The following is a 23,787-nucleotide window of genomic DNA, read 5'->3' as shown; positions in this document are numbered from 1 at the left end:
GCGAGCTTCGCCTTCACTACGAGAGGCGATGGGCTTCGTAGGACACGGGCGGCGGGCTTCGCCTTCACTACGAGAGGCGACTCGGTCGGTAAGTTTGGTTTGTTATAGCAAAAACCGCCCCTCCAGCGAGAGGCGGTTCCGGTGTTAAGCTCACCTGATGCAAATTATGCGAATCATGTGGTTGCATGGTCCAACTGTTTATGTGGTTCGTGTGGTTCGTGTGGTTCGTGTGGTCATGTGGTCATGTGGTGCGTGCGCCTCGGAGCGGTTTGTACGGGTTGCGCGAATGCGCCGACAATCGCCACCTCCGAAGGCCCTACTCCAGCTCCTCACGCTCGATTGTCAGACCCTCCACGTGCCGCTTGGCCATCAGCTTGCGCTTCTTGCGATTGTCGACGGTGTCGAAGACGATGTCCATATCGTAGTCGTCGGGGTACAGATGCTTGCTCTCGATCTGGAGCTGCAGCCGCTTGCGGTTGATGAGCTGCTTGGCGCCGCGGATGTGCACGATCAGATTGCCGCGCTCGTCGGCCGGTCGGTAGACGACGCCGCGCTGCCCGAGCGACGGAATCCACACGACGTCGCCGACGCCGAGCGGCGGCGGCGCTGGCGCTCTCCGATCGCCGGCGTCACCTGCCTCGTGCGGCGCAGCAGCCGCCTCCGCATCGGGCCGTGCGGTCTGCCGGTCTGCTGCGGTCGGCACCGAGTCGCGCCGATCGCGGAGCGACGCATGGCCCGCCGCTCCCGAGCGCGCCGCAGCATCGCCGTCCATCGCAGGCTGCGCCTCCCCGTGAGCCTGCGGCAGGATGCCCTGCACGCCTTCGCGCAGCGAAAGCCCGCTCCCGCCGCCGCTGCGCGCTCCGCCTTTCAGGCTCTGCGCGATCTCCTTGGCGCGGGCGATGATCGCCTCGCCGATGCCGAACTTGCGGGCGATGACGAAGGCATAGCTGTCACCCGCTTCGCCCATATCGAGCCGATAGAGCGGCTGCAGCGTGTCTTCGTCGAACGCCATGCGGGCGTTGCGGAAGCCCGGCGCGAGACGCGCGTATTCCTTGATCTCGTTGAAGTGCGTCGTCGCCAGCACGGCCGCGCCGCGCCGGTACAGCTCCTCAAGCACGGCGATCGACAGCCCGACGCCCTCGCCGGGGTCGGTCCCCGTCGCCAGCTCGTCGAGCAGCACGAGGGTCGCGCGGTCCGAGACGGCGAGGATGTCGGTGACGTTGCGAATATGCGAGGAGAACGTGCTGAGCGAGCGGTCCAGGCTCTGGCCGTCGCCGATGTCCGCCTCGATCGCGCGGAACACCCCGACGCGGCTGCCGGCAGCGGCCGGGATGAGCAGGCCGGACTGGGCCATCAGCGTGAGCAGGCCCACCGTCTTGAGCGCGACCGTCTTGCCGCCGGTGTTGGGCCCGGTGATGAGCAGCGACCGGTAGCTGGCGTCCATGACGATGTCGAGCGGCACAGGCTTCGCGCTCAGGAACGGATGCCGCGCCGTGCGCAGCTCGAACGTGCCGTCGTACGTGAGCGACGGCGGCAGCGCGCCGATCGCGAGCGCCCACTTGGCCTTGGCCAGCAGGAAGTCGTAGTGCGCGACCGCCTCCGCGTTCACGGATAGCTGCGGCAGCGCGAGCTCCGCCTCGCCGGTCAGCCTCGCGAGCACCTGGAGCTCCTCGCGCTGCTCCTCGGCCCGGAGCGCGGACAGATCCATCTGCAGGCCGGTCGTCTCGGCCGGCTCGACGAACACCGTCTGTCCGCTCGCAGATTCGTCGAGCACGGTGCCGGACACTTTGCGCCGATGCTCCTTTTTGACGGACAGCACGTACCGCCCGCCGCGCGAGCTGACGATCCGCTCCTGCAGATGCTCGGCATGCTTCGCCAGCAGACCGTCCAGCCGCTTCTGCAGCTTCTCCTCCGCCTGCCGCAGCTTGCGCCGGACGCGCCCCAGCTCCTGGCTGGCGCCGTCCAGTATGCGTCCGCGGTCGATGCTGCCCTCAATCTCGGCGAGCAGTCCGCCGAGCTCGTGCATCGACGACGCGTAGGCGGCGACCGTCGGGGCGACGTCCGCCTTGGCCGCCATGAACCTGCGCAGCTGGCCGCAGCTGCGGACGAACTGCGCCAGCTGGCCGAATTGCCGCTCATCCGGGACGTAGCCCGTGCCGAGCAGCGCGAACAGCTCCTCCATGCCGTCCATCGAGGGCAGCGGCACATGCATGCCCTTGTCGATCATCGCGCGGGTCTCCTCGGTCTCCGCCAGGCGTGCGGCGATGATGCGGGTGTCGGACAGCGGGGCCAGTCCTTCTGCCAGACGACGGCCCATATAGGTAGTCGCGCGAGACACGACGGCTTCGACTGCGCGCGGGTATTCCAATTTATCGAGGGATTGATTTCTCATGAGTAGGGGATGCTCCTTTGTTTAAGGGGATTGGGTCAACCGGACGCAGCGAAGAAAACGCAAAAAACCGTGCCTATAGGCACGGTTCGCATTCCCGCTCCTCGCCGCAGCGACGGACGGAATGTCGGACAGTTCCTCCCCGGCAATCAGAGCCGTTAGCCAAGCGCAATAAAATAAACGGGTCGAATCCGCTTCGACCGTCCATGCGCTCGCGCTAACGGGCTATCCAATTGATCAGTTCAGAACCATCGCAGACATCAAGGTGTTCCCCTTTAGATAAACAAAGTTGCCCTCATTTTAGCACAGATCATACTTCGTTCTCAAGCAGCTTTTCCAGCTTGGAGCGGTCCTGCACCTGAATCATTTTCTGCTGAATGCGAATCAGGTCTTCGTCCTGCATCTCCTGCAGCACCTTCGATACGGTCTCCCGCACGGCCCCGACCATGTCGGCGAGCTGCTGATGCGTGAGCTTGATCGGGATGCGCACGGGCGCGGACGGATCCGAGCCGCCGCCGTATTCGTCGCACCAGGAGACAAGGCGCTTGACGATCCGCGAGCGGACGCTCAGAAAGGTCAAATCGTAGATTTGCTGGTTGGCCTTGCGCAGCCGGTTCATCGTATCCTCGACGAGATAGTGCAGCAGGTTGCGGTCATTCTCGAACAGCAGCTGGAAATGCGAGCGTCGAAGCGACAGCAGCCGGGTCTGCGAAGCCGTCTCCGCCGTGGCCGAGCGTACGAGACCGGGCTTGATGAGCGCCATCTCGCCGAAATAGTCGCCTTCCTGGAACAACGCGAGCACGACTTTTTTGGATTTGTTGATCGTGTGGATGCTGACCGAGCCGGAGAGGATAAAGTAAATCTCGTCGCCTTCGCTGCCCTCGAGGAAAATGATCGCGCCTTTGCGGCACACTTTCTCCTGGACATACGGGAGGACACGGTCGAACAGTGCGGGATCGATGCCTTTAAAAAAGGGGATCGTCCTCAGCCTGGTGGCGGTAATCGGCATAATAGCCCCCTTGCGCGTATGTGCAGCTGCGCCGAGCGTCCCCTCTAGACGACAGCCTCCACCATAAAGCCGGGATGCTCCATCAGGTTGAACTTCGTGCCGAACTGGTGCAGCCTGACGACCGGCCTGGCCAGATGTCCCTTGTTCAGTTCGACGACCGTCGCAAGAAGTCCCCCGGTCAGCCTGAGCTCGGTGCCGATCGGATACGGGACGAATGCCTTCAGGAAGCCGCGGACGACGGCATAGCTGTATGAAGTATCTATTTTCGACATGACGTACTCGATTCCTCCACATGGCAGCTTGTCCGCGAGTCGATCGTTCATAAAATAACTGAATTCGCTGCACAGCCCGCAAATCTGCGCCTCCTCCGCCAGCTCCGCACCCTTCGTTCCGTGCGGGAACCCTCTGCCGTTCAGCTGCTCGTGATGCTGCATGACGATCCGGAGCGCCGCCGCTGGCACGCCGGGGGACTGCCGCAGCAGCTCGTATCCCACCTGCGGATGATGAATGACCATGGTGCCGTCATGCGGCCTGAACAGTCCGATATCGTGCAGCAGGCTGCCTATGGCCACGTTCTGAATCCGCTGTCTGCTGTAGCCGAGCGCCTTGGCCGTCAGCATCGCCAGAAAGCAGACATTGACGCTGTGCGCGATCAGGCTGTCGTCTCCCCTCAGCAGATCCTCGTAGTGATACATCAGATCGCGCTCTTCCATGACGATCCGCGACATATGCGCGGACCATTCCAGCACCGGCTCGATAGGGACGGCGCCGCCGCGTTGGACCGCAGCCGTCACGAGCGCCAGCAAGTCCTTCATCTGCGCCCGCAAATTTTCCTTGAGCGCATGCGGGTGCGCATTGCGCGCTTCTGTCGTTTCGATAAACAAATAACGCAGGCTGCGTCTCCTCAGACCTTCGATGAGACGCTTGTCCAGCAAGGCGCCCTGCTTTAAAACCAGTCGTCCTTCGGACGTATATATGCTTTTGCCCAGTCTGTCGCCTTCAACCAGCTGGTCTGCACGCACGAACCGCACAGTCTCACACTCCCGATCCTTGTTTGTCTCTCTTGTGCGATTCGATATTACTATTGAACCCGGGTTCGGTTCTGTAACTCAGATCACATAAAAAGGCAAAAAGTCTCAGTCGCCACCTGATGCAATGTAGGCCTTAAGAACCCGACAGCTTGTCGAAAAGCGAGACGACCGCCCGCACGCCGCCCTGGGACAAGGCTTGCAGCGCCGAAGCCGTCTTGTCTGCGAGACTGTCGACGAGCGGTTCGCCGTCCGGCCGCGGAATCGCGTACGGATCTCGCTTCGCGGTCTCCCGCTCCACGGTATCCCGCTCCTGTCCCCCGCTCCGTTCGCCGCCGCGCACGCCGCCTGCCGAGCTGCGCTCCACGCCGCTGCCGCCCTCATAGGCAATGCCCTGCGGCTCCTCCGCGTAGTAGCGGCTGCGCTGCGCCGCCCGCTCGTCATTCGCGGCCTGCGCGCCGTCCGCGGCGGAGACGCCGGCACTGTCTCCGACCGGTCCGTATACCGTGCGAATGCCGTCGTCCGCCAGCTCCATCCCGAACAGGATGGCCAGCGCGATCAGCACCGACACGAACGCAAGCCTGCCCATTGAACGTCCCATGACCCGTTCCCCCTTTATTGTGCCGACGTCTTCGTCTTCGCCCCGGCGCCTACGGCTTCGGCGTCCTGGTCCTGCCAATACAGCTCCGCGATCGTCTTGGCCAGCGCGTCGGCGGTGCGGTAGCATTCCTCCAGCGTGTTGTCGACGCCGCCGATCTCGATGAGCACGCTGTCGGGCGCCATCGACTGGTTGTACTCGCCGTTGCCGGTCGCAGCCGTCTTGCCCCATATGCCGCGTGACAATCCCGGGTATGCCGCCTCCAGCTTTTCGTGAATCGAATTGGCGAACTTCTCGTTCTGCTTCCAGTCCGGATTGCGCTGACCGATGATGAAGAATACCTGGGCATAGTCCTTGCCGCCGATCGTGACGGTCGATTCCTTGCGCCGCAGCGAATCTCTGTGAATATCGAAGAAAAAGGTCAGATCCGCATGACTCGCAATCGCCTGCGCGACCGTCTGTTTGGAATATTTATAGGATTGGTTCCAATCGTAATCTTTAACCGTGCCCGCATAATCCTTGGACGAGTGCACCGCGCCGATGCCCCGCTTCTCGAGCTGGTCCGCCAGGCGCTTGCCGACCGCGGTCACATTGACTTTGCCCGAATTCGGGTCCTTGGTGCCTGCCGGCAGCTCCGGATAATAGGATTCCCGGCTGTGAGAATGATAGACGAATACGACTTTGCGTCCGTCCGTCGTCCGCGGGGCGTCCTCGCCGGCATCCGGCGCCGGATCGTCGGCTCCGCCTTGCTGCGTATCCGGCGACTGCGTGGCGTCCGGCTTGTCCGCGTCTCCCGGCGTCTGCTGTCCCGTGCCTCCGCCATGATCGTCCGGCTCGTCCGAGGCTTGACCATCCGCGCCGGAGTGGCCGTCCGAAGCCGGACTGTAGTCTTCAGGCGCGCTGTCCGAGCCCCCGGAGCCCGTCCTGAACAAGGTCGGCTCGTCCCCGCCCGCGCCCGGCATCTCGGCCGCGAGCAGACTCTTGGGATCGCCCGGGTTGACATCCGTCAGGAACCGCAGCAGAAACGCAGCGATCCGCTCCCCGTCGACCCGCTCCCCATCGCCGCGATCCGCCATCTGGGGCAGCTCGAGCCCGAGCATCGAGGAAAAAAAAGTGTCGGATACCGAAGCCGCAAACCCCTTCATCGATTGCGAGGGTGAAGCGGCCAGCTTGATCTGCAATATGCCGCCAAGACCGAGCAGCACGAACAGCACCATCGAGCAAAAGCTAAGCAGCAAAAAAGCGCGGCCCGACGCCAGAAACTTTCGGGACTGCCTGCGCCAGACCGGCCATTGAGCGATTACCGCACGGATCATCCCGCACCTCCGTTTTCCCTGTCCGGGAATTCTCTCAGACTCTCAACTCTTCCGTCTTGCGAAGCGATATTGAAGTCTATGAGAGATTAGGAGATGCTAGAACGGACGAATCCATATCATAGAAAAAAAGGACTGTCCCCCGGTCATTGGCCATGACCTTGGGACAGTCCTTTTGGGATGGCGGCATCCTGTGCCGCCGTTATGCGTTTCTAAGCTGATGCGTTCGGCTTAATAGCCGAGGTCCTTGCGAGCCTTGGCCCACTTGGCGTTCATGTCGTCGAACGCTTTCTTCAGATCCTTCGCCACGATCAGGTCCTGATCGACGGAGCCGGTGCCCAGCGCGATCTCGGCCTTCTTGGCGATCTCGTTGTAGCGAGGGTCGACCGCGACGCCTTCGATATAGGTCGGGTTGGCTGCATTGAATTCGGCCAGCTGCGGCACTTGCGGCTCCTTGGTCTTGTCGACCGGCATGAAGCCGGAGTCGGTGTCGTAGCCGGATTCCTTGACGAAGAAGTTAACCCAGGCGGTAGCCAGTTCCTTGTTCTTGGAGTCCTTGCTCACGCCGACGAAGTAGTCGCCGCCGAGCGGAGCGTTGTACTTGCCGGAGTTGTCGTAAGGGAACGGGAAGAATCCGATGTCTTCGGAAGCAGCGCCTGCGCCGATGACTTGCGGAATAACCCAGTTGCCGAGGAAGTACATGGCAGCTTTGCCGGATGCGACTTCGCCCTTGGACATTTCCCAGTTGTTGGTCGACAGGTCGGATTCAACCCACTTGTTCTCGACAAACTTGCGTGCGATCTGGATCATTTGGCCCCAAGGCCCGTCCACCGTGAACGGCGTGTCCGTGGAGATCAGGCTGTCGGTCCACTTGGCGTCGCCCGCTACGGTCGTGTAGGAGTTCTCGCCCCAACTGCCCATCGGCCATTGTGCGCCGAAGTTCATGTACAGCGGGATGATGCCGGCGTCTTTCAGCTTTTGCGCGTCGGCGTACAGCTCGTCGAGCGTCTTCGGCGTCGCGGTGATGCCTGCCTTTTCGAACGCCTTCTTGTTGTACACGATGCCCTGGGTGTTGACGCCGGACGTGATGCCGTAGCGCTTGCCTTCATAGGCGTCGAAGTCGGCGAAGTATACGTTCTCGAACATCGAATCCGGCAGCGGCTCATAGTACTTCGGATATTCGCTGGCTGCGAGGGCGGACGGAATCATGTTGACGTCGCCGGCTTCGCCGGTCGTCAGACGGGTGTTGATATCGGTGGCGTAGTTGGTGAGGCCTTCGAATTCGACTTCGGCCTTCGGATATTTTTCCTTGAACTTGGCGACGTACTTGTCGAACGTGCCGTCGCTGATATAGTCTGTACGGTGCGTGAGCACCAGAATCTTGCCGGACAGGTCGGCGTTCGCTTCGCCGCCGGATGCGGACGCGGATGCAGAAGCGGATGCGGACGGCGATGCCGGCGCGGACGACGATGCGTTGTTATTGTTGTTGCTGCCGCAAGCGGACAGGACGGCGGAAGCGGTCAGCAACGACAAGATGGCAAGCGTGCTTTTCTTCATTTGTATACCCCCAGATTGATGGTGTTTGCCGATCGCTCGGCACCTGTAAGCGCTGTGATGGGATCGCTTACATGTACTCATTATACGCTTACCGTTCTGCAATAACAGGCAATCGTTTTGTTTTTATTGTCATCAATTATGATAACAAACAAAAACTTTTAGCTTAAAATCCCCTAACCAGGCATTATTATGCACCGGTCAGGGGATTTTTATCATGGCCTATTCAGTTATGCGGACGAGCTGTTAGCCGCGCTTCAGAAAAGCGTACTCGGGGCGATCCAGCAGCTCCAGGTTGCGCGCGATCAGCTTGTGGCGCGTCTCGACGCTCGCGCGCGAGCGCAAGCCGTCCTCCGGCGTGTTCTGCACATAGTCGATCAGGCGGTCGATCGTCGTGGAAGCGACGTGCAGGCGCGTGTCGGAGGAAGCGTAATAGATGTACACTTCGCCGCTCTCCTCGGCGATCAGGCCGTTCGTGAACACGACGTTGGATACGTCGCCGACGCGCTCGATGCCCTCGGGGGCGATCAGATGGCCGGCCGGGGCGTGGATGACGCGGTTCGGCTCGTCGAGCGCGGTCATGAACGCGTAGATGACATAACGCAGACCGGCAGCCGTGTTGCGGACGCCGTGGGCGATATGGAGCCAGCCCTTGTCCGTCTTGATCGGCGCGGCGCCCTGGCCGTTCTTCACTTCCTTGATCGTGTGATACACCTTCTCGTCCACGATCGCTTCGTGGTCGACGATGGCCGGATTCATGCTGTCGGACAGTCCCCAGCCGATGCCGCCGCCGGCGCCCGTGTCGATGAAGCCGTCCTGCGGACGCGTGTAAAAGGCATACTTGCCGTTCACGAACTCGGGGTGAAGCACGACGTTGCGCTGCTGTGGCGAAGGGGTCTGGAGATCCGGCAGACGCTCCCAGTTGATCAGGTCCTTCGTGCGGGCGATGCCGCCCTTCGCGTTCGCGCTCGACGTGTCGCCCTTCGGCGCGTCCGGGTCTTTGCGCTCGCTGCAGAACAGGCCATAGATCCAGCCGTCCTCATGCTGCACGAGGCGCATGTCGTATACATTGATGTCCGGGTCTTCGGTCTCGGGGAGCAGCACCGGATAGTCCCAGAATCTGAATCCTTCGGTCGGGCTGTCGCTCTCGGCGACGGCGAAAAACGATTTGCGGTCGACGCCTTCGACGCGAACCATCAGATAATACTTGCCGTTAAGCTTGATCGCGCCAGCGTTGAACGCGGCGTTGACGCCGATCCGCTCCATCAGGTGCGGATTCGTCTCCGGGTTCAGATCGTAGCGCCAGTAGAGCGGCGCATGCGCATGCGTCACGACCGGATGCTCGTGGCGCCAGTAGATGCCGTTGCCCGGCTCGACCTTCGGGTTGGGACGGGAGATCAGCTGCTCGTACTGCTCATTCAATTGTTTGATTTGATTCAGAAAATCGCTCATGGATTACGCCTCCGATTTAAGATGTTCGAGTCTTTCCAGCACTTCGATGCAAGCCCGGCTGTTGTGATACGGGCACTTCCACTGACCGACCTTCGGCTGATTCGCGTCCATGATCGGCTCGCCTGCGCGCGTTACCTGCCAATGCCATTCGCCGCCCTCGCGGTCGCTGACGAACTTCGAGATGAAGTCCCAGCTATGCTTCGCCGCGTCCAGGTACTTCGTCTCGCCGGACAGCTGGTAGGCGTTGAGGAAGCCGACCATCGCTTCGGCCTGCGGCCACCAATCCTTGCTGTCGTCGAGATGATGGCCGTCGTATTCGTTGAATAGGCCGCCGTCCTCGTCCACGCCCTGCTCGAGCGTCGCCTTGGCCATGGCGACCGCCGCTTCCTTGACGCGCGGGAGCAGTGACTCGTCGCCCAGCACCTCGGCCGCTTCCCATAGCAGCCAGCTGCCTTCGATGTCGTGTCCGTACGACACATGCGGCGACTTGGACTGCCACTCGTCATCGAAGAACAGCAGGAAGTGATCGGTATTCGCGTCGATGATCTTGTCCAGATGGACCTCGATCAGCTCCTTCAGCTTCGCCTTGAGGCCTTCGGGCTTCCAGACGCGGTACAGATTCGTGTAGGCCTCGAGCACGTGAAGATGCGTGTTCATCGACTTGCGCTCGTTCATGTCCTTGCCGGAGAGGCTCAACTCGTCCGTCTCGGACCAGTCGCGGGCGAGCGCTTCGACATAACCGAGGTGCACCGGATCGTAGGCGTGCTTTTCGAGCAGCCGGTAGATCTCCTCCGCCCAAGCCAGCGCTTCCCCGTCGCCGGTCACGCGCACGTACTCCGACAGCGCATAGATGACGAACGCCTGGCCGTAAACCTGCTTTTTATCCGATACCGCATTGCCCTTGACGTCGATCAGCCAGTACAGGCCGCCGTGCTCGGGATCGTGGAAATGATTGCGAAGCGCTTCGTATGCCCGCTTGGAAGCGGCGAGGTACGCCTCCTCCTTGTACAGACGGTACGCGGACGCGAACGTCCACATGATGCGCGCATGCAGCACCAGCCCCTTGTCCGCCTCCGGCTTCCGTTCGCCGCTGCTCGCAATCTCGCCGACATAACCGAAGTACTTTTCATCAACCGTGTTGTTCAGCCAGTAGCCGAGGATGTTGTCCTTGAGCTCCGCGGTCAGCTCTTGCCGCCACCGTGCGCTCGTCAATTGCTGCGTCATGCGTAAGTCCTCCCTCTTGTGCGAGTTCAATCATTCAGGCGTTCAGGCGTTCAAGCCTTCCGGCTTCTGTCCGGACTTGTAATAGTCGCCGACCGTCTTGGCGGCCGCCTTGCCGTACATGCAGTAGTCGTCGTTGGCCGCCGCATCCTGCGTGTCGTACAGCTTGGCCGGCCAGTCCCAGAGCATGAAGCCGCGCATCCACTCGCGCTTCGCGCACGCGCCGAACATCGCCTCGTAGTAGCGCTGCTGCGCCTCCTCCGACGGACCGCCGGGCAGCGACCAGTCGTTCGGACGGAGCGGCGAGCCCTCGCGGCTCGGGCATCCCGCTTCCATGAAGAAGAACGGTTTGTTCCACTGTGCCAGCACGCCTTCGATGCGGTCGAGATGTTCCTCCCACTCGTGAATCGGGTAGTAGCCGCTCGAGGAGATGATATCGACCGCGTCCCACCACTTGACCCGGCCTTCTTGGTACTTGTCGCAATTATAGGTAATCAGGCCGGAGTAGATCGGACGGATGTCGGCGATCAAGGCGCGCCATTCGGCCTCGCGCTTGTCGGTCTGCACCATCTCGCAGCCGATGCACAGCATCTCGCAGCCCTCTTCCTCCGCGATGGCGGCGTAGTGGGCGATGAACTTGCCGTAGGAGGCGAACCATTGCGCCCAGCTCGGCTCTCCGGGAACCTCTTCGTCGAAAAAGCCGATATGCGCGCGCCACGTGCCGTTCTTCACGTTGACGACCGGCTTCAGGCACACCTTCATCCCGAGCGCCTTCGCCTTGCGAATCGCCGTGCGCACCTCGTCGTCGGTCACCGTCGGTTCGTCCCAGTACGGGATGTCCGTCGACTGCGGCGTCTCCTGCAGCGCGGACAGCGCGATCGCCGCCCAGTTCACGCCGAGCTTCGTCATCTCCTCCATCGAGAAGTCCGCTTCTGGCCCCGTCCAAGTGCCGCGGGTGCCGACCCAACCCCAAGTCATGCCGCTAACCGTCTCGTTCCAAGTCTGTTTGCTCATGCTGGCCGCTCCTTCGTGCAAGCTTTTGTAGGTAGAGATTTGTAGATGCAGTTTTGTGGACATTAAGATGCAATTCTGTAAACCATAATATAATTATTGTTATCTAATTTGTTAGTAAATTAAATAACAATATCTAAAAGTGATTGTACCATCTAAGGGGAAGAAGTCAACAAGAGAAGGCATCATTCATTATTGGTTTGAGGGGCGCATTTGAATCGGGCAATATGCCTTGCAGGTGTTCGGCCTCGACCAAGCGCGGGAGATGCCATCGCCTTCACTACAAGAGGCGATCGGCCTCCTCCAGCCCACGAGCGCGCCATCGCCTTCACTACAAGAGGCGATCGGCCTCCTCCGGCCCGCGATCGCGCCATCGCCTTCACTACAAGAGGCGATCGGCCTCCTCCAGCCCACGAGCGCGCCATCGCCTTCACTACAAGAGGCGATTGGCCTCCTCCAGACCACGAGCGCGCCATCGCCTTTACTACGAGAGGCGATTGGCCTCCTCCAGACCATGAGCGCGCCATCGCCTTCACTACGAGAGGCGATCGGCCTCCTCCGATCCGCGAGCGCGCCATCGCCTTCACTACGAGAGGCGATCAGCCTCCTCCAGCCCACGAGCGCGCCATCGCCTTCACTACGAGAGGCGATCAGCCTCCTCCAGCCCACGAGCGCGCCATCGCCTTCACTACGAGAGGCGATCGGCCTCCTCCAGCCCACGAGCGCGCCATCGCCTTCACTACGAGAGGCGATCAGCCTCCTCCAGCCCACGAGCGCGCCATCGCCTTCACTACGAGAGGCGATCGGCCTCCTCCGATCCGCGAGCGCGCCATCGCCTTCACTACGAGAGGCGATCGGCCTCCCCCAGCCTCGAGCGCGCCATCGCCTTTACTACGAGAGGCGATCGGCCTCCTCCGATCCGCGGGAGATACGCTCACAAAACAAGAAATAACCGTCAGAGCGTTCCTGACGGTTTTGTTTGTTTCACATACAATGGTAGTCCGCTCCTGTAGCAGCGCATTTCTCGCTTGCACCGCGATCCGGCGCACTCGTCACACCAGTAACGTTGGTTTCCGCGCTTACAGCGGGCGGCCGCTCCTGTAGCCGTGCATTTCTCGCTTGCACCGCGATCCGGCGCGCTCGTCACACCAGTAACGTTGGTTTCCGCGCTTACAGCGAGCGGTCGCTCCTGTAGCCGCACATTTCTCGCTTGCACCGCGATCCGGCGCACTCGTCACACCAGTAACGTTGGTTTCCGCACTTACAGCGGGCGGTCGCTCCTGTTGCCGCGCATTTCTCGCTTGCACCGCGATCCGGCGCTCGTCACACCAGTAACGTTGGTTTCCGCGCTTACAGCGGGCGGTCGCTCCTGTTGCCGCGCATTTCTCGCTTGCACCGCGATCCGGCGCGCTCGTCACACCAGTAACGTTGGTTTCCGCGCTTACAGCGGGCGGTCGCTCCTGTTGCCGCACATTTCTCGCTTGCACCGCGATCCGGCGCGCTCGTCACACCAGTAACGTTGGTTTCCGCGCTTACAGCGGGCGGTCGCTCCTGTTGCCGCCGCGCACAGCAGCCGCGCCGTAAGTAATCTCGTGTTGACCGCCCTGCGCGGCGCGCTACGATCCGTACACCCTGATCTCGACCAACTGCGCGCGGCGGGAGCCGTTGGTCGACTCTGCGACGACTCGCAGCCGCTCCGCCCGAATCGGCTGCTCCAGCCGATGGATTCGCTTGCGCTTGCGGTTATCCGTCTCGCGCAGCAGCACCTGCCAGGTTCCGCCGACATTCGCTTCGATGCGGTAATCCTTGATCAGCTCCGGGATCACTTCGAACGGGGTGCGATGATGATGCAGGTTGATGAGGTCCTCGTTGACATCGTCGTTGAACAGAAGTTGAATCTCCGCGATCGTCTCCGCCGCTTGCCACTCCAGTTGAATCCATTCCTCGCGTCCCGGCCCCATGACGTCCGACATCCAAATATGCGGACCACTGTATGGCCGAGCGAAGCCGTCGACGACCGACGCCGCGGCGTACGCCTCCGTGTCCGGCGACACGCGCAGGCAGAACGGCATGCGATGCAGCCCCTTCATCGACCACGCCATCGTGAGCTGCGATTGCTCGTAGTCGGCGAAGTCGGCCGACGCGGCGATGCGGTTCTCGAAGCACAGCACGCCGAACAGCGGTTCGCCGCTCCGATACAGCGCGACGGCTTCGTTCGCTTCGATCACGGCGAACAGATTGCACGGGCGGTTCGCCGCGTATTCCAGCGGCACCGTCGCCCATTGCCGATCGCCCCGAGACACCGGCACGGTATGCGACAACAGCAGCCGGGCCGGAATATAATTCTCGTCTCTGCCCGTCTCGAACAACGACACGGTCAATGCCGTATCCGCCGAAGCGTCCAGCAGCAGCGACAGGCTGTCCATACGATCCGTGACCGGGAACAGCACGCCCGCCGGATGCGTCAGCGCGTAGGCGGACGACGGCTCCTCGACGGCGACGCGGCGCTGCACCGAGGATGCCGTCACGGCAGCGCGCCGCGCCGCATCCGACTCGTCCTCGCTGCGCAGCCCGATGACCGCGGCGTCCTGACGGAGCAGCGTCTGCTGCAGCGCATCCAGATGCGCCGCGTGCAGCTCCCGCGGCGCCGCGCCGCGCTGAACGCACAGCGCGGCGGCCGTGCCCGCCGCTTCGCCGATGACGGCGCATGTCGCCATCACCCGCGTCGTGCCGAAGGCGACATGGGACGCGCTTATATTGCGGCCCGCGAACATCAGATTGTCGATGTTGCGCGAGTAGAGCGAGCGCAGCGGGATATGGTAGATGCCGTCCGCATGATAATGCTTGGAGCCGCTCTCATCGGCGTACATGCCTTGCGGCGGATGCAGGTCGATCGACCAGCCGCCGAAGGCGACCCGGTCGGCGAAGGGCGCCTGCGCGACAATGTCGTTCTGACTTAGCACATAGTCGCCTACGAAGCGGCGATATTCTCGTTTGCCGGGCAGCGCTCCCACCCATTCCAGCGTCATGTTGTCCGCCTCGAACTTACCCGAGTTTTTAATATAATCCCAGATGCCGTATATGACCGACCACAGCTCGTCGCGAATACGCTCGTTGTCGTGAACCGTATCCAGCTCGCCGCCCCATTCGATCCACCAGTAATGACAGCCCGAATCGCCGCTGCGAATGACGCGGCGGATCGGAATGGACGTCGTCTCGATATTGCGGGCGAAGCTCGGCGGGATATACCGGACGGGGCGTCCTTCATCCTTCGTATAGAACAGAATCGTGCTGCCGAGCGTGATGTCGTCGGCTTCCTCCGGCGCCCAATCCTCGTTGAACTCGGCCTTCGCCTCACGTCCGATCCGATAGTCCGCCCCGGCCATGAAGCCGACCAGACCGTCGCCCGTGCAGTCGAGGAACATGCTGCTCTCGTACCGAATCCGGCGCTCCGAGCCCATCATCCACCCCGTCACCGCCTTGATCCGGCCCGCCGCTTCGCCGCCGTCCGACGACGCCTCCGCCACTTCGACCTCATGGACGTCGGTATTCAGGAACAGCCGTATGTTGTCCTCGGCCCGGACGGTCTCCAGCACGATCAGATCCCACAGATACGGGTTGCCGTCCGGGTTGCGATACTGGTTCTCCACGAACATCTCGCCCATAATGCCGGTCTCCCTGGCGTAGCGGTTGACGCCGTGACTGGTCGCTCCGCATACCCACACGCGCACCTCGCTGCTGGAATTGCCGCCGAGCACCGGCCGGTTTTGCACGAGCGATACCGTCTGCCCCAATCTTGCGGCCGCCACCGCGGCGCACACGCCCGCCAATCCGCCACCGATCACCGTCACATCGGATACGATCGTTTCTTTCCTCACATCTCTCACACTCCAGTCTGTCCCGCAGCGATCATCCCTTGACCGCCGAATTGGATATGCCTTGAATGATGAACCGTTGTCCGAGCAGGAATACGACGATCATCGGCACGATGCCGGCCGTCGCGGCGGCCATCATCCCGTTGTAATCGATCGTGTTTTCCAGAATGAAGTTCTGCAAGCCTAGCGGCACCGTGTACAGCCGTTCGTCGATCAGGAACACGAGCGCATTCTCATAATCGTTCCAGTGCCAGCTGAAGTCGATGACGGCAAGCGTCGCCAGCGCGGGCTTGGCCAGCGGCAGCACGAGCCGGAAAAAAATGCTGAAATGTCCCGCCCCGTCGAGAAACGCGGATTCGGAAATCTCATACGGGATCGACAGAAAAAACTGCCGCATCATAAAAACGCCGAATATCGTAAACATGCCGGGCAGGATCAGCGCATAATGCGTGTTGTAGATGCCCGCCCACTCGAACATGATGAACTTCGGCACGAACAGCACTTGCGGCGGCACCATCATCATGGACAAGTACACAAGGAACATCGTGTTCCGGCCTTTGAACTCCACCCTCGAGAAGCCGTAGGCTGCGAATGAGGACAGGAAGACCGCGCCTGTCGTGCTGATAACGGATACTTTGAGCGAGTTCAAATAATACGTCACAAAACTCTTGTCGCCGGTCCACACCTTCACATGATGATCCCAGTTGAACGGGTTCGGCAGCCACTTGATCGGATAGACGAATACATCGGCCGGCGTCTTGAACGATGTGCTGATCATCCAGATGAACGGCACGATCATCAAGAGCCCCAGGAAGGCCATAATCAGCGTCAGGATCAGCTTGTTCCACTCCAGCAGCTTCAGTCCGGCCGACGTTCTCCGCGGCACGGACCCCGCATGGGGGGAAGCAAGCGGTTTACTCGTTGCGTCCATTGTCCGTTCCTCCCATTAGTAGTGGACCCAGCGCCTCTGACCGGCCCATTGAATCAAAGTAATGATCAAGATGATGAAAAACAGCACCCAGGAAATGGCCGAAGCGTAGCCCATCTCGTAATAGCGGAACGCATTTTTGTAGATGAACAGGGACAGAATCGTCGTGCTGTTGCCCGGTCCGCCCTGCGTAATCGCCTGAATAATGCCAAACGTCTTGACTGTCATAATCAAGCCGGTAATGAGCAGCAGAAACGTTGTCGGACTGACGAGCGGCCATACGATACTGCGCACGCTCTGCCACCACTTGGCGCCGTCGATCTTGGCGGCCTCGAGCTGCTCCGTGGATATCTCCTGCAGCGCTGCCAGATAAATAATCATATTGTAGCCGAGCATAAACCAGATCCAGATGATGTCGATCGCGATCATGGACGTCTCCATCGTCGACAGCCAGCCCGGCGGATTATCGATGCCAATGGCCCGCAGGAAGCCGTTGATCGGCCCCATCTTGGGCTGGAACAGCAGCATCCATACAAATGCGATAGCGACGCCGCTCGTAATGTAAGGCATGAAGAAGAGCGCTCTCAGCGTTTTTTTCCAATAAACGGACTTGTTCAGCACAACCGCCACGATAAAAGCCAGCATAATCGAAACCGGCACCGACAGCAGGAAAATAAACGTGTTGGTCAGCGATACGTAAAAAACCTCGTCCTTAAACAGTCTCGTAAAATTATCGACACCGACAAAGGACACATGCGGATTCATAAACTTGTAGTCCGTAAACATGAGCGCAAAGGAAAAGATTGCAGGCAGAACAAAAAACAGCAAGACGCCGAGCATATTGGGCGCAATAAACACATATCCGAGCATTTGCTGCTTCCTCATCCAGTTGCCTTTCATGGAGCTCCACTCCTGTCGTTAAGGAAAGAGGGGGCGCGCGGGGCGCCCCTCCCTCCGGCTTCTTCGTTTATTGTTTAAGGAAGTCGTTGTGGCGGGATACCATGTTGCCGATTGTTTTGTCGATATTCTGGCTGCCCAGGAAGTACTTCTCGTACTCCTGCGTCCGCAGGTCGATGACCTGCTGCGGCACGCCGCGGACGTAGGTCGGCGTCGTGTCTCCATACAGCACGTACTCCAGCGACGCCAGATCGTACGTATCGGCTTTGTCGCCGAGCAGGCTGTCCATCGCTACCTGCTTGTCGACATCCTTGGACGCCGGCAGCCGTCCGCCGGCAGCCATCGGAGCCATGCCGCCGTCCGCATACCACTTCACAAATTCCCATGCCTCGTTCTTATGCTTCGACTTGGCGTTGACGGACACAAAGTCGCCCAGTCCGCCGCGTGTGATATAGTCGGCTTCGTTGTCCGCAAGACGCGGCACGGGAGCAAATGCGATCTTGAAGTCGCGCGGGAAATCGGTCATGTTGTTGGAGCTGCGGATGAGCCATTCCCCGATGTTCAGCATCGCGGCTTGCCCGCTCAGGAAGCTGGTGTCCACCGGCAGTTGCGTCGACATCTGCTCGCCGAGCGGCGGCGTCGATTGATCTTCCTTCATCATGCCGTTCAGCGTCTCCAGCCACTTGCGGATCAGCGGGTGATCCAGGTTGGAGCTGCCGTCCGCTTTGGTATAGCCTTCCTTCACCAGCACCGAATCCATCGGATCGTAGAACGGCTCCAGATGCTGAATGAAGCCGTAACGGCCGTCCGCCTTTAACTGCTTGGCGTATTGGCGCGCTTCGTCCCAGGTCCAGCTCTTCGGCACCGCCAGCCCGGCAGCATCCAGCATATCTTTGTTCAGCGCTACGAAAAATGCGTTTTTCTTGGTCGGCACGCCGTAATACTTGTCGTTGATCTTCCACAGCGCGGCGTCCGGCCCCATCTTCTCGTCGATGTTGTAATCGCCAAGCTCGCTCAGATCAAGCGCTACGCCCGCTTCCACCCGCTTCTCGGTCTGCGACAGCGTATAGTTGACGTAGATGTCCACGCCCTGGTCGGTCAGCATCGCGGTGTCCAGCTTCAGGTTGCCGTCGTCGTCGTTGACGAACCGCACATATTCGACTTGCACGTCCGGATGGGCCGCATTCCAGGCGTCTACTACCGCTTGCGGACCCGACTCCGGCGGCACGCCGCCCCACATCGTCAGCTTGATCGGGTCGGCCGCCTTGCTTGCGCCCGCGCCGCTCGGAGCGCTCGACGACGCGCCGCCGCTGTTGCCGCCGTTTTTGTTTTTGTCGCCCGAGCAGGCCGAGAGCAGCCCGATCATCATGATGCTTGCCAGCAAAATCGTAAACCATCTCCTGTTGTTCACTTTGTTGACCTCCTGATTTGATTGTCTGCGTGCGTGCGACTTCGGTGAATCGCCGACAACATCAGCTTAACAGGAGCGCATCCGACCGATAATAAACATAACCACCTATCTCATGGAACAAAAATCCGCAATTTCCCGCACTGTCGGAGCATGAGCTTCTTGCACAGATTTGTTCTATTCGTCAAGTAAAGGGCGGCCGGACAGAGGCAAGGCGACATACGCAAACAACTGTACGGCATATGCGCCGTACAGTTGTCTCCTGGTATGCTTCGCCGCCGACTGACACAGCGCGCCGCACACCTTTTTATTTCTTGTTCAGCAGGCTCAACAAGTTGTAGACCGCCTGCGCCGTCTGTGCACGGGTGGCATTCCCGCCGGGATTGAACGTATCTGCCGCCGTGCCTTGCATGAGGCCGGCCGATACCGCTTTGCGCACATCTTCCTTGGCCCAGCCGGACAGCTTGGCGATATCCGCATAGTCGGCCAGGTCCGCATCCTGGGCGTCAATTTTGCCGCTCGCATACTCGTAAGCGCGAACGATCATCGCCGCCATCTGCTCGCGGGAGATGCGTGCGCCGGGCGCAAAGCGAGCATCCGACACGCCTTGCACGAGGCCCGCTTCGTATGCGGCGGACACATCGTCGGCGAACCAGTCAGCCGTCGATACGTCGTTAAATGCCGGAGTTGTGCCCGATTGACCTCCGTCACCCGCGCGCAGCCCGAGCGTCCGTACCAACAGCGCCGTAAATTCGGCGCGCGTCGTCAGTCCCGACGGCGCATACGACGTGTCGCTGATGCCGTTCACCACATGGCGCGCCGCGAGCACTTGCAGCGTTCTGTACGCCCAGTGAGTGCTCGGGATATCGTCGAACTGCTTGGTGCGCATCAGCAGCGCGTATTGTCCCGACCGATCCATAGTGGCCGCAATAGCGGCATGATCGGCAGTCGCTGCGCCGCCTGCATACACCCACTTGCCGGATGCCTCGTCGAATCGATACATGCCGAGCAATTCGGCATCCGCCTGACTCGGATCATAGCCGATCTCGATCTGGACGCCGTCCGCCGGGTCCTTCGCCTGTATGCTCGTGCCGTTTTTCAGCTTCAACGCCAACGATATCCGGCTGGCAGCTTCGCTGATCGGACGCAAGTCGTCGCCCCACGCGCCGAGCTGCGCGGCTGTATACGGATTGGACGCGATATCGAGGACGTATCCCTCGCGATCCGCCCCTCCCGCATCCGCAGACAGCTGCCGCAGCGCCTTCGCCGGGATCGTGAATCGAACCTTGCCGGATTCGATCTGAATCATGTCTCCGTCGCGAAGCTGGTCGGTCGATGCGGGCAGTCTTACCGAGGTTTGCTTGCCATCCAATCGGATGAGAACCTTGCCTGTCTGTCCCGCTTGCTTCAACTCGTCGTCGAGTACGTTGCGCACCTGCTCGTCCGGAGCCGGCGGCACGCCGCTATCGGAGCCGCCGGTGTTGTTACCGCCGTTGTCGCCACCGCCGTTGTCGCCGCCGCCGTTATCTCCGCCGCCGTTATCTCCGCCGCCGTTGTCGCCACCGCCGTTATCTCCGCCGCCGTTGTCTCCGCCGCCGTTATCTCCCCCGCCGTTGTCGCCGCCGCCGTTATCTCCCCCGCCGTTGTCGCCACCGCCGTTGTCGCCGCCGCCGTTATCTCCGCCGCCGTTGTCGCCGCCGCCGTTGTCACCGCCGCCGTTGTCGCCGCCTCCCTCGTCCGGCTTACCTCCGCCTGTCAGCTCATATTGATGCCCTTCCGTTAATGCGAAGGAATAACGTCCCGTCTTGGCATCGTACACATAAACCACTTGGTCGCCGGCAGTCGTGTCCGTGATGACCAGCGTATCCTTGTTCCATCCCGCATTGCGGTTCACTATCCGGCTTGTGGACACGCCGTCCGGGTAGGTGTACACAAATTCGGAACCGTTCGCGGCGATCGGATACACTTCGGCGTACAACGCCTCGGACGCCAGATCCCGCTTGACCAGCACGCCTTTCCCGCCGACAAATACCGGCACTTTGTCCAGCGGCAGCTCATAGTTTTTCAGCGTCACAGGCCCGTTGTGAACCTCGCCCGTCTCATACTCGATCCACTTGCCCTCCGGCAAATACACATCCCGGGCCGTTGCCGTCGTCAGATCGTTGCCGAACAGCGGCGCAGCCAGCAGCGATTCGCCCAGCATCCATTCGTACTGACGCGTGGTCGTGTTGGCCAGATCGTACGTATTCGCATCGCTCGGATACGCGATCGGCAGCGGCGTCATCGTATACGGGAATCCGGTCTTGAAGCTGTCGACGGCAGCGCTATAAATATACGGCGCGTACGCGGAGTGGAAATCGACCGCTTTTTTGACGTCGCTCTCGTAACCCGCATTGCCCATGCGCCACGGCCCGAGACCAACCGACATCGCCGGGGTCAGCGCCGCGAAGGTAGCGTTGCGCACAAAGTAAAGCTTCTGGTCTTCAGTCAATTTTTTCGGCAAAGACTTGCCCGCTACAATGTCCGAATATACATTCGGCGCGCCGCTGGCCGCCATGCTCAGCGCCACCAGCACCGGACGGTCCTGATCGTAGTCCCAGCGGGTGTCCTCCAGGCGAATGATATCGCCGGGCACCGAATACGCCGCGTTGCGCACCATAACCTCGTAGCCCGCCTGCATCAGCGCTTCGTTCGGCTTGTTCCACAAGCTGTCGCTCGAAGGCGCGCGCGCCATCGTGTCTTCTTTGAAGCCGTCCACGCCCCATATGTCCGCGCCCTTCTTGAACCATTCCACGGCGCCCGGCGCCTCGGGGTTCAGCAAGTACACCGGGCCGTTGGGGAACGCATTGACATCGAACGTCTTGGCCGCTCCGCCCAGCGCAGCGGATTTTACGAAGTAGCCGTTGTCCACGCCTTCTTGCGTATAGGGTCCGTCATTGGCCGGATTGTAAAATCCCTCGTCCTCGGGCAGCGCCTTGAAGTTGGTTCTGAGTCCGAGCAGGAACTTGATGCCGTTGTCCCGGAAGAAGTTCTTGAAGCCCTCTACGTCCGGATAACGCGGATTCGGGTAGTTGTCGGTTCGGCCCTCCTGATAGGTGTCGTCCCACATGCCGAAGCTGGTCGTAATGGCCTGCTGCGGATCGTTGCGATCTCCCTTCCAGAAGCCTGAGCCGACGACGGCCCACTTCAGTCTGTATCCCTGGTCCAAATAATTTTTTATATCGTCCGTCACGGTAGCTTGTGCGGTATTCCAGCCGAGCGAGCCGAATGCCTCGTAGCCGACCTCGAAGAAGTTGGACTTCGGCTGGAACTCGGGATAACCCTCGGCGAAGCGCACTTGCTGGTAGTCCGCATAGATCTGCTTCATATCTCCGACAAAATAGTACAGCCGGTCGATACGCTCGGCGCTGCTGACGCCCATTTTGTTTTCCGCGGTGTTCAGCGCGACTCTTTTTTTGGCGTGATCGTCGAACAGCACTTGAGCGAAGCCTTGCTTCGGGAACACCATGAAGTTGGAAATGAATCTGGAGGTTGTCCCGTTGTTCTCCACGTAGGAGCGGTCCGCCTCCGAGAAGCCGAACACATTGCTTCCGCCGCCGAATCGCCCGTCATCGCCGAGCCCGTATGCGGGTGCGATCGATGCGGTCCGCGCATCGATCATAAACAAGCGGTTTTCCACGCGCTGTTGAACGAACAGACGTCCTTCGTCCAATGTCCACTCGTCGATATGACCGGAGGCAAAGTCGGTATGATACACCGGGACAGCTCCGTTTGCCGCCTTGATGCTTGCATAGTGAACCGTGCTTTTGAACGCCTTGACACCGATCTCGCCCGCGAAGGCTGCGCCGGTATCCGTCCAATCCACTTTTTTGACGCCGTCCACGAATACCGAGATCGTATTGCCTGTCATCGTCGCCTTCAGGTTGTACCATACATTTTTATTGATGAGTTCGTCCTTCTTGCTTGCTACCACCTTCAGCGTCCCGCTGCTGTCCGTCTTAAGCAGCTGGACCTCGCCCTTCGCATCGTGCAGCCGCACATAATAATATTGCTTCGGGCTCTGATAGCCGAATACGAGACCGGAAGCCGAAGAACCGGATGATTTCTCGATGAGCATATCCGCCTCTATGGAATCATACTGCCAGTTCCCTGCTCCTGCGCGGGCAATCCCGTTTTCCGAAGCCAGCGAATCGAATACCAGAACATTGTCGGATTGCTGTACAGGCTCTCCGCCATCCTGCTTCGCAAACTCGTAGATGACAAGCTCGCCGCGCTGAATGTTCCATCCGGCCGTATCGCTCGCTTGGAAATCGTCGGCGTACAGCGGCGCATTGTCGCGGCTGATTCGCATATCGTCGAAGTGCACCGTCGTTTTGAACGATTTGACGCCGATCTGGCCTTTGAAGTCGGCCGAAGCGTCGGACCAGGCCAGTTGCTCCTGATTGTTGATCCCGATTTTCACCTGACCGTCGGCCAATTCGATTTTCATATCGTACCATACGTTTTTGGCGATGGAGAGGGCTGCCTTCTTGACAACCTCCAGCGCGCCGCTGCCGTCCGCTTTGGTGCGCAGCAACTGAATTTCCTGATTTTTGTCGTGCAGTCGCGCATAATAATAGCTTGTATCGCTCTTGTATCCGAACACGATGCCCGAAGCCGAGGAACCCGTTGATGCTTCGATCATGATCCGGCTGGAGATCGTATCGTACGCCCAGCTCGTATCCCCGGTGATCGCCACCGCATCGTCCAGGTCCGTCTGCTTCATTCTGAGCGACCGATCCGGTTGCTCGGGCTGCTGCGGCTGCTCTCCGTCTTCGTCGCGCGGCGATATATCGAACTTCGCATACGTGGCGAACGGGTAGATCGTCACATCGGCATGTTGGCCCGCTGCGCTCGCTACCGTCATCTCGACCTTCGCGTCGTCGTAGCCCGCGAGCTCGGTAGATACCGCATCGAATAGCGTCCCGCCGCCCGGAGCGGTGTACCGGATGCCGGACTGCTGATGGCCGCCGGCAATTACAGTGCCGTCCGGCTTTTTGAACGAATACTTGAAGCCCGCCTTTTCGATCTCGATCGTATACGCTGGCGCGTTCACCACAATCAA

15 protein-coding genes are annotated in these 23,787 nt (G+C 60.5%); all 15 read right to left on the bottom strand.

Annotation, left to right across the window (positions count from 1 at the left end; genetic code table 11):
• Positions 1–316 precede the first annotated feature (316 nt).
• Positions 317–2,392 carry an endonuclease MutS2 gene (locus tag VQ071_RS03870; RefSeq protein ID WP_340512541.1) on the bottom strand — a complete coding sequence of 692 codons (2,076 nt, stop codon included), beginning with the start codon at positions 2,390–2,392 and terminating at the stop codon, positions 317–319.
• 307 nt (positions 2,393–2,699) lie between these two features.
• Positions 2,700–3,398, bottom strand: coding sequence for a Crp/Fnr family transcriptional regulator (locus VQ071_RS03865; protein ID WP_340512540.1), 699 nt, complete (start codon positions 3,396–3,398; stop codon positions 2,700–2,702).
• Between the two features lie 44 nt (positions 3,399–3,442).
• Complete coding sequence (locus VQ071_RS03860) at positions 3,443–4,429, bottom strand: HD-GYP domain-containing protein (RefSeq protein ID WP_340512539.1); 987 nt, start codon at positions 4,427–4,429, stop codon at positions 3,443–3,445.
• Between the two features lie 133 nt (positions 4,430–4,562).
• Positions 4,563–5,027, bottom strand: coding sequence for a hypothetical protein (locus VQ071_RS03855; RefSeq protein WP_340512538.1), 465 nt, complete (start codon positions 5,025–5,027; stop codon positions 4,563–4,565).
• 14 nt (positions 5,028–5,041) lie between these two features.
• On the bottom strand, positions 5,042–6,340 hold the full coding sequence (locus VQ071_RS03850) for a stage II sporulation protein P (RefSeq protein WP_340512537.1): 1,299 nt from the start codon (positions 6,338–6,340) through the stop codon (positions 5,042–5,044).
• Between the two features lie 228 nt (positions 6,341–6,568).
• Entirely contained in the window at positions 6,569–7,894 is a 1,326-nt protein-coding gene (locus tag VQ071_RS03845) for an ABC transporter substrate-binding protein (RefSeq protein WP_340512536.1), read from the bottom strand.
• A 243-nt stretch (positions 7,895–8,137) separates the two neighbouring features.
• Positions 8,138–9,343 carry a glycoside hydrolase family 130 protein gene (locus VQ071_RS03840; protein WP_340512535.1) on the bottom strand — a complete coding sequence of 402 codons (1,206 nt, stop codon included), beginning with the start codon at positions 9,341–9,343 and terminating at the stop codon, positions 8,138–8,140.
• Positions 9,344–9,346: 3 nt separating this feature from the next.
• Positions 9,347–10,567: an AGE family epimerase/isomerase gene (locus tag VQ071_RS03835; protein ID WP_340512534.1), complete on the bottom strand. Its 1,221-nt coding sequence runs from the start codon at positions 10,565–10,567 to the stop codon at positions 9,347–9,349.
• 42 nt (positions 10,568–10,609) lie between these two features.
• The gene (locus VQ071_RS03830; protein WP_340512533.1) at positions 10,610–11,578 is read right to left on the bottom strand and encodes a glycoside hydrolase family 113; all 969 of its coding nucleotides are present in this window, start codon (positions 11,576–11,578) and stop codon (positions 10,610–10,612) included.
• 189 nt (positions 11,579–11,767) lie between these two features.
• Positions 11,768–12,346 carry a hypothetical protein gene (locus tag VQ071_RS03825; RefSeq protein WP_340512532.1) on the bottom strand — a complete coding sequence of 193 codons (579 nt, stop codon included), beginning with the start codon at positions 12,344–12,346 and terminating at the stop codon, positions 11,768–11,770.
• A gap of 845 nt (positions 12,347–13,191) precedes the next feature.
• On the bottom strand, positions 13,192–15,453 hold the full coding sequence (locus tag VQ071_RS03820) for an FAD-dependent oxidoreductase (RefSeq protein ID WP_340512531.1): 2,262 nt from the start codon (positions 15,451–15,453) through the stop codon (positions 13,192–13,194).
• Between the two features lie 31 nt (positions 15,454–15,484).
• Entirely contained in the window at positions 15,485–16,381 is an 897-nt protein-coding gene (locus tag VQ071_RS03815) for a carbohydrate ABC transporter permease (protein ID WP_340512530.1), read from the bottom strand.
• A 15-nt stretch (positions 16,382–16,396) separates the two neighbouring features.
• Positions 16,397–17,278 (bottom strand): carbohydrate ABC transporter permease, encoded by an 882-nt coding sequence (locus tag VQ071_RS03810; RefSeq protein WP_340512529.1) that lies wholly within the window; start codon positions 17,276–17,278, stop codon positions 16,397–16,399.
• A 67-nt stretch (positions 17,279–17,345) separates the two neighbouring features.
• Positions 17,346–18,686, bottom strand: a complete 1,341-nt coding sequence (locus VQ071_RS03805; protein WP_340512528.1) for an ABC transporter substrate-binding protein — start codon at positions 18,684–18,686, stop codon at positions 17,346–17,348.
• A gap of 304 nt (positions 18,687–18,990) precedes the next feature.
• Positions 18,991–23,781: an S-layer homology domain-containing protein gene (locus tag VQ071_RS03800; RefSeq protein ID WP_340512914.1), complete on the bottom strand. Its 4,791-nt coding sequence runs from the start codon at positions 23,779–23,781 to the stop codon at positions 18,991–18,993.
• Positions 23,782–23,787: the final 6 nt, after the last annotated feature.

Origin of the sequence: Cohnella sp. 56 (assembly GCF_037963805.1) — a bacterium.
Lineage (GTDB): Bacteria > Bacillota > Bacilli > Paenibacillales > Paenibacillaceae > Cohnella.
Note: the sequence above shows the minus strand (reverse complement) of the source record. Positions and strands in the feature narration are given on the sequence as shown.

Bases quoted from the DNA above. Each gene is read 5' to 3' on its own strand.
- VQ071_RS03870 (WP_340512541.1), bottom strand. From the start codon at position 2,392: ATGAGAAATCAATCCCTCGATAAATTGGAATACCCGCGCGCAGTCGAA.
- VQ071_RS03865 (WP_340512540.1), bottom strand. From the start codon at position 3,398: ATGCCGATTACCGCCACCAGGCTGAGGACGATCCCCTTTTTTAAAGGC.
- VQ071_RS03855 (WP_340512538.1), bottom strand. From the start codon at position 5,027: ATGGGACGTTCAATGGGCAGGCTTGCGTTCGTGTCGGTGCTGATCGCG.
- VQ071_RS03850 (WP_340512537.1), bottom strand. From the start codon at position 6,340: ATGATCCGTGCGGTAATCGCTCAATGGCCGGTCTGGCGCAGGCAGTCC.
- VQ071_RS03845 (WP_340512536.1), bottom strand. From the start codon at position 7,894: ATGAAGAAAAGCACGCTTGCCATCTTGTCGTTGCTGACCGCTTCCGCC.
- VQ071_RS03840 (WP_340512535.1), bottom strand. From the start codon at position 9,343: ATGAGCGATTTTCTGAATCAAATCAAACAATTGAATGAGCAGTACGAG.
- VQ071_RS03835 (WP_340512534.1), bottom strand. From the start codon at position 10,567: ATGACGCAGCAATTGACGAGCGCACGGTGGCGGCAAGAGCTGACCGCG.
- VQ071_RS03830 (WP_340512533.1), bottom strand. From the start codon at position 11,578: ATGAGCAAACAGACTTGGAACGAGACGGTTAGCGGCATGACTTGGGGT.
- VQ071_RS03815 (WP_340512530.1), bottom strand. From the start codon at position 16,381: ATGGACGCAACGAGTAAACCGCTTGCTTCCCCCCATGCGGGGTCCGTG.
- VQ071_RS03810 (WP_340512529.1), bottom strand. From the start codon at position 17,278: ATGAAAGGCAACTGGATGAGGAAGCAGCAAATGCTCGGATATGTGTTT.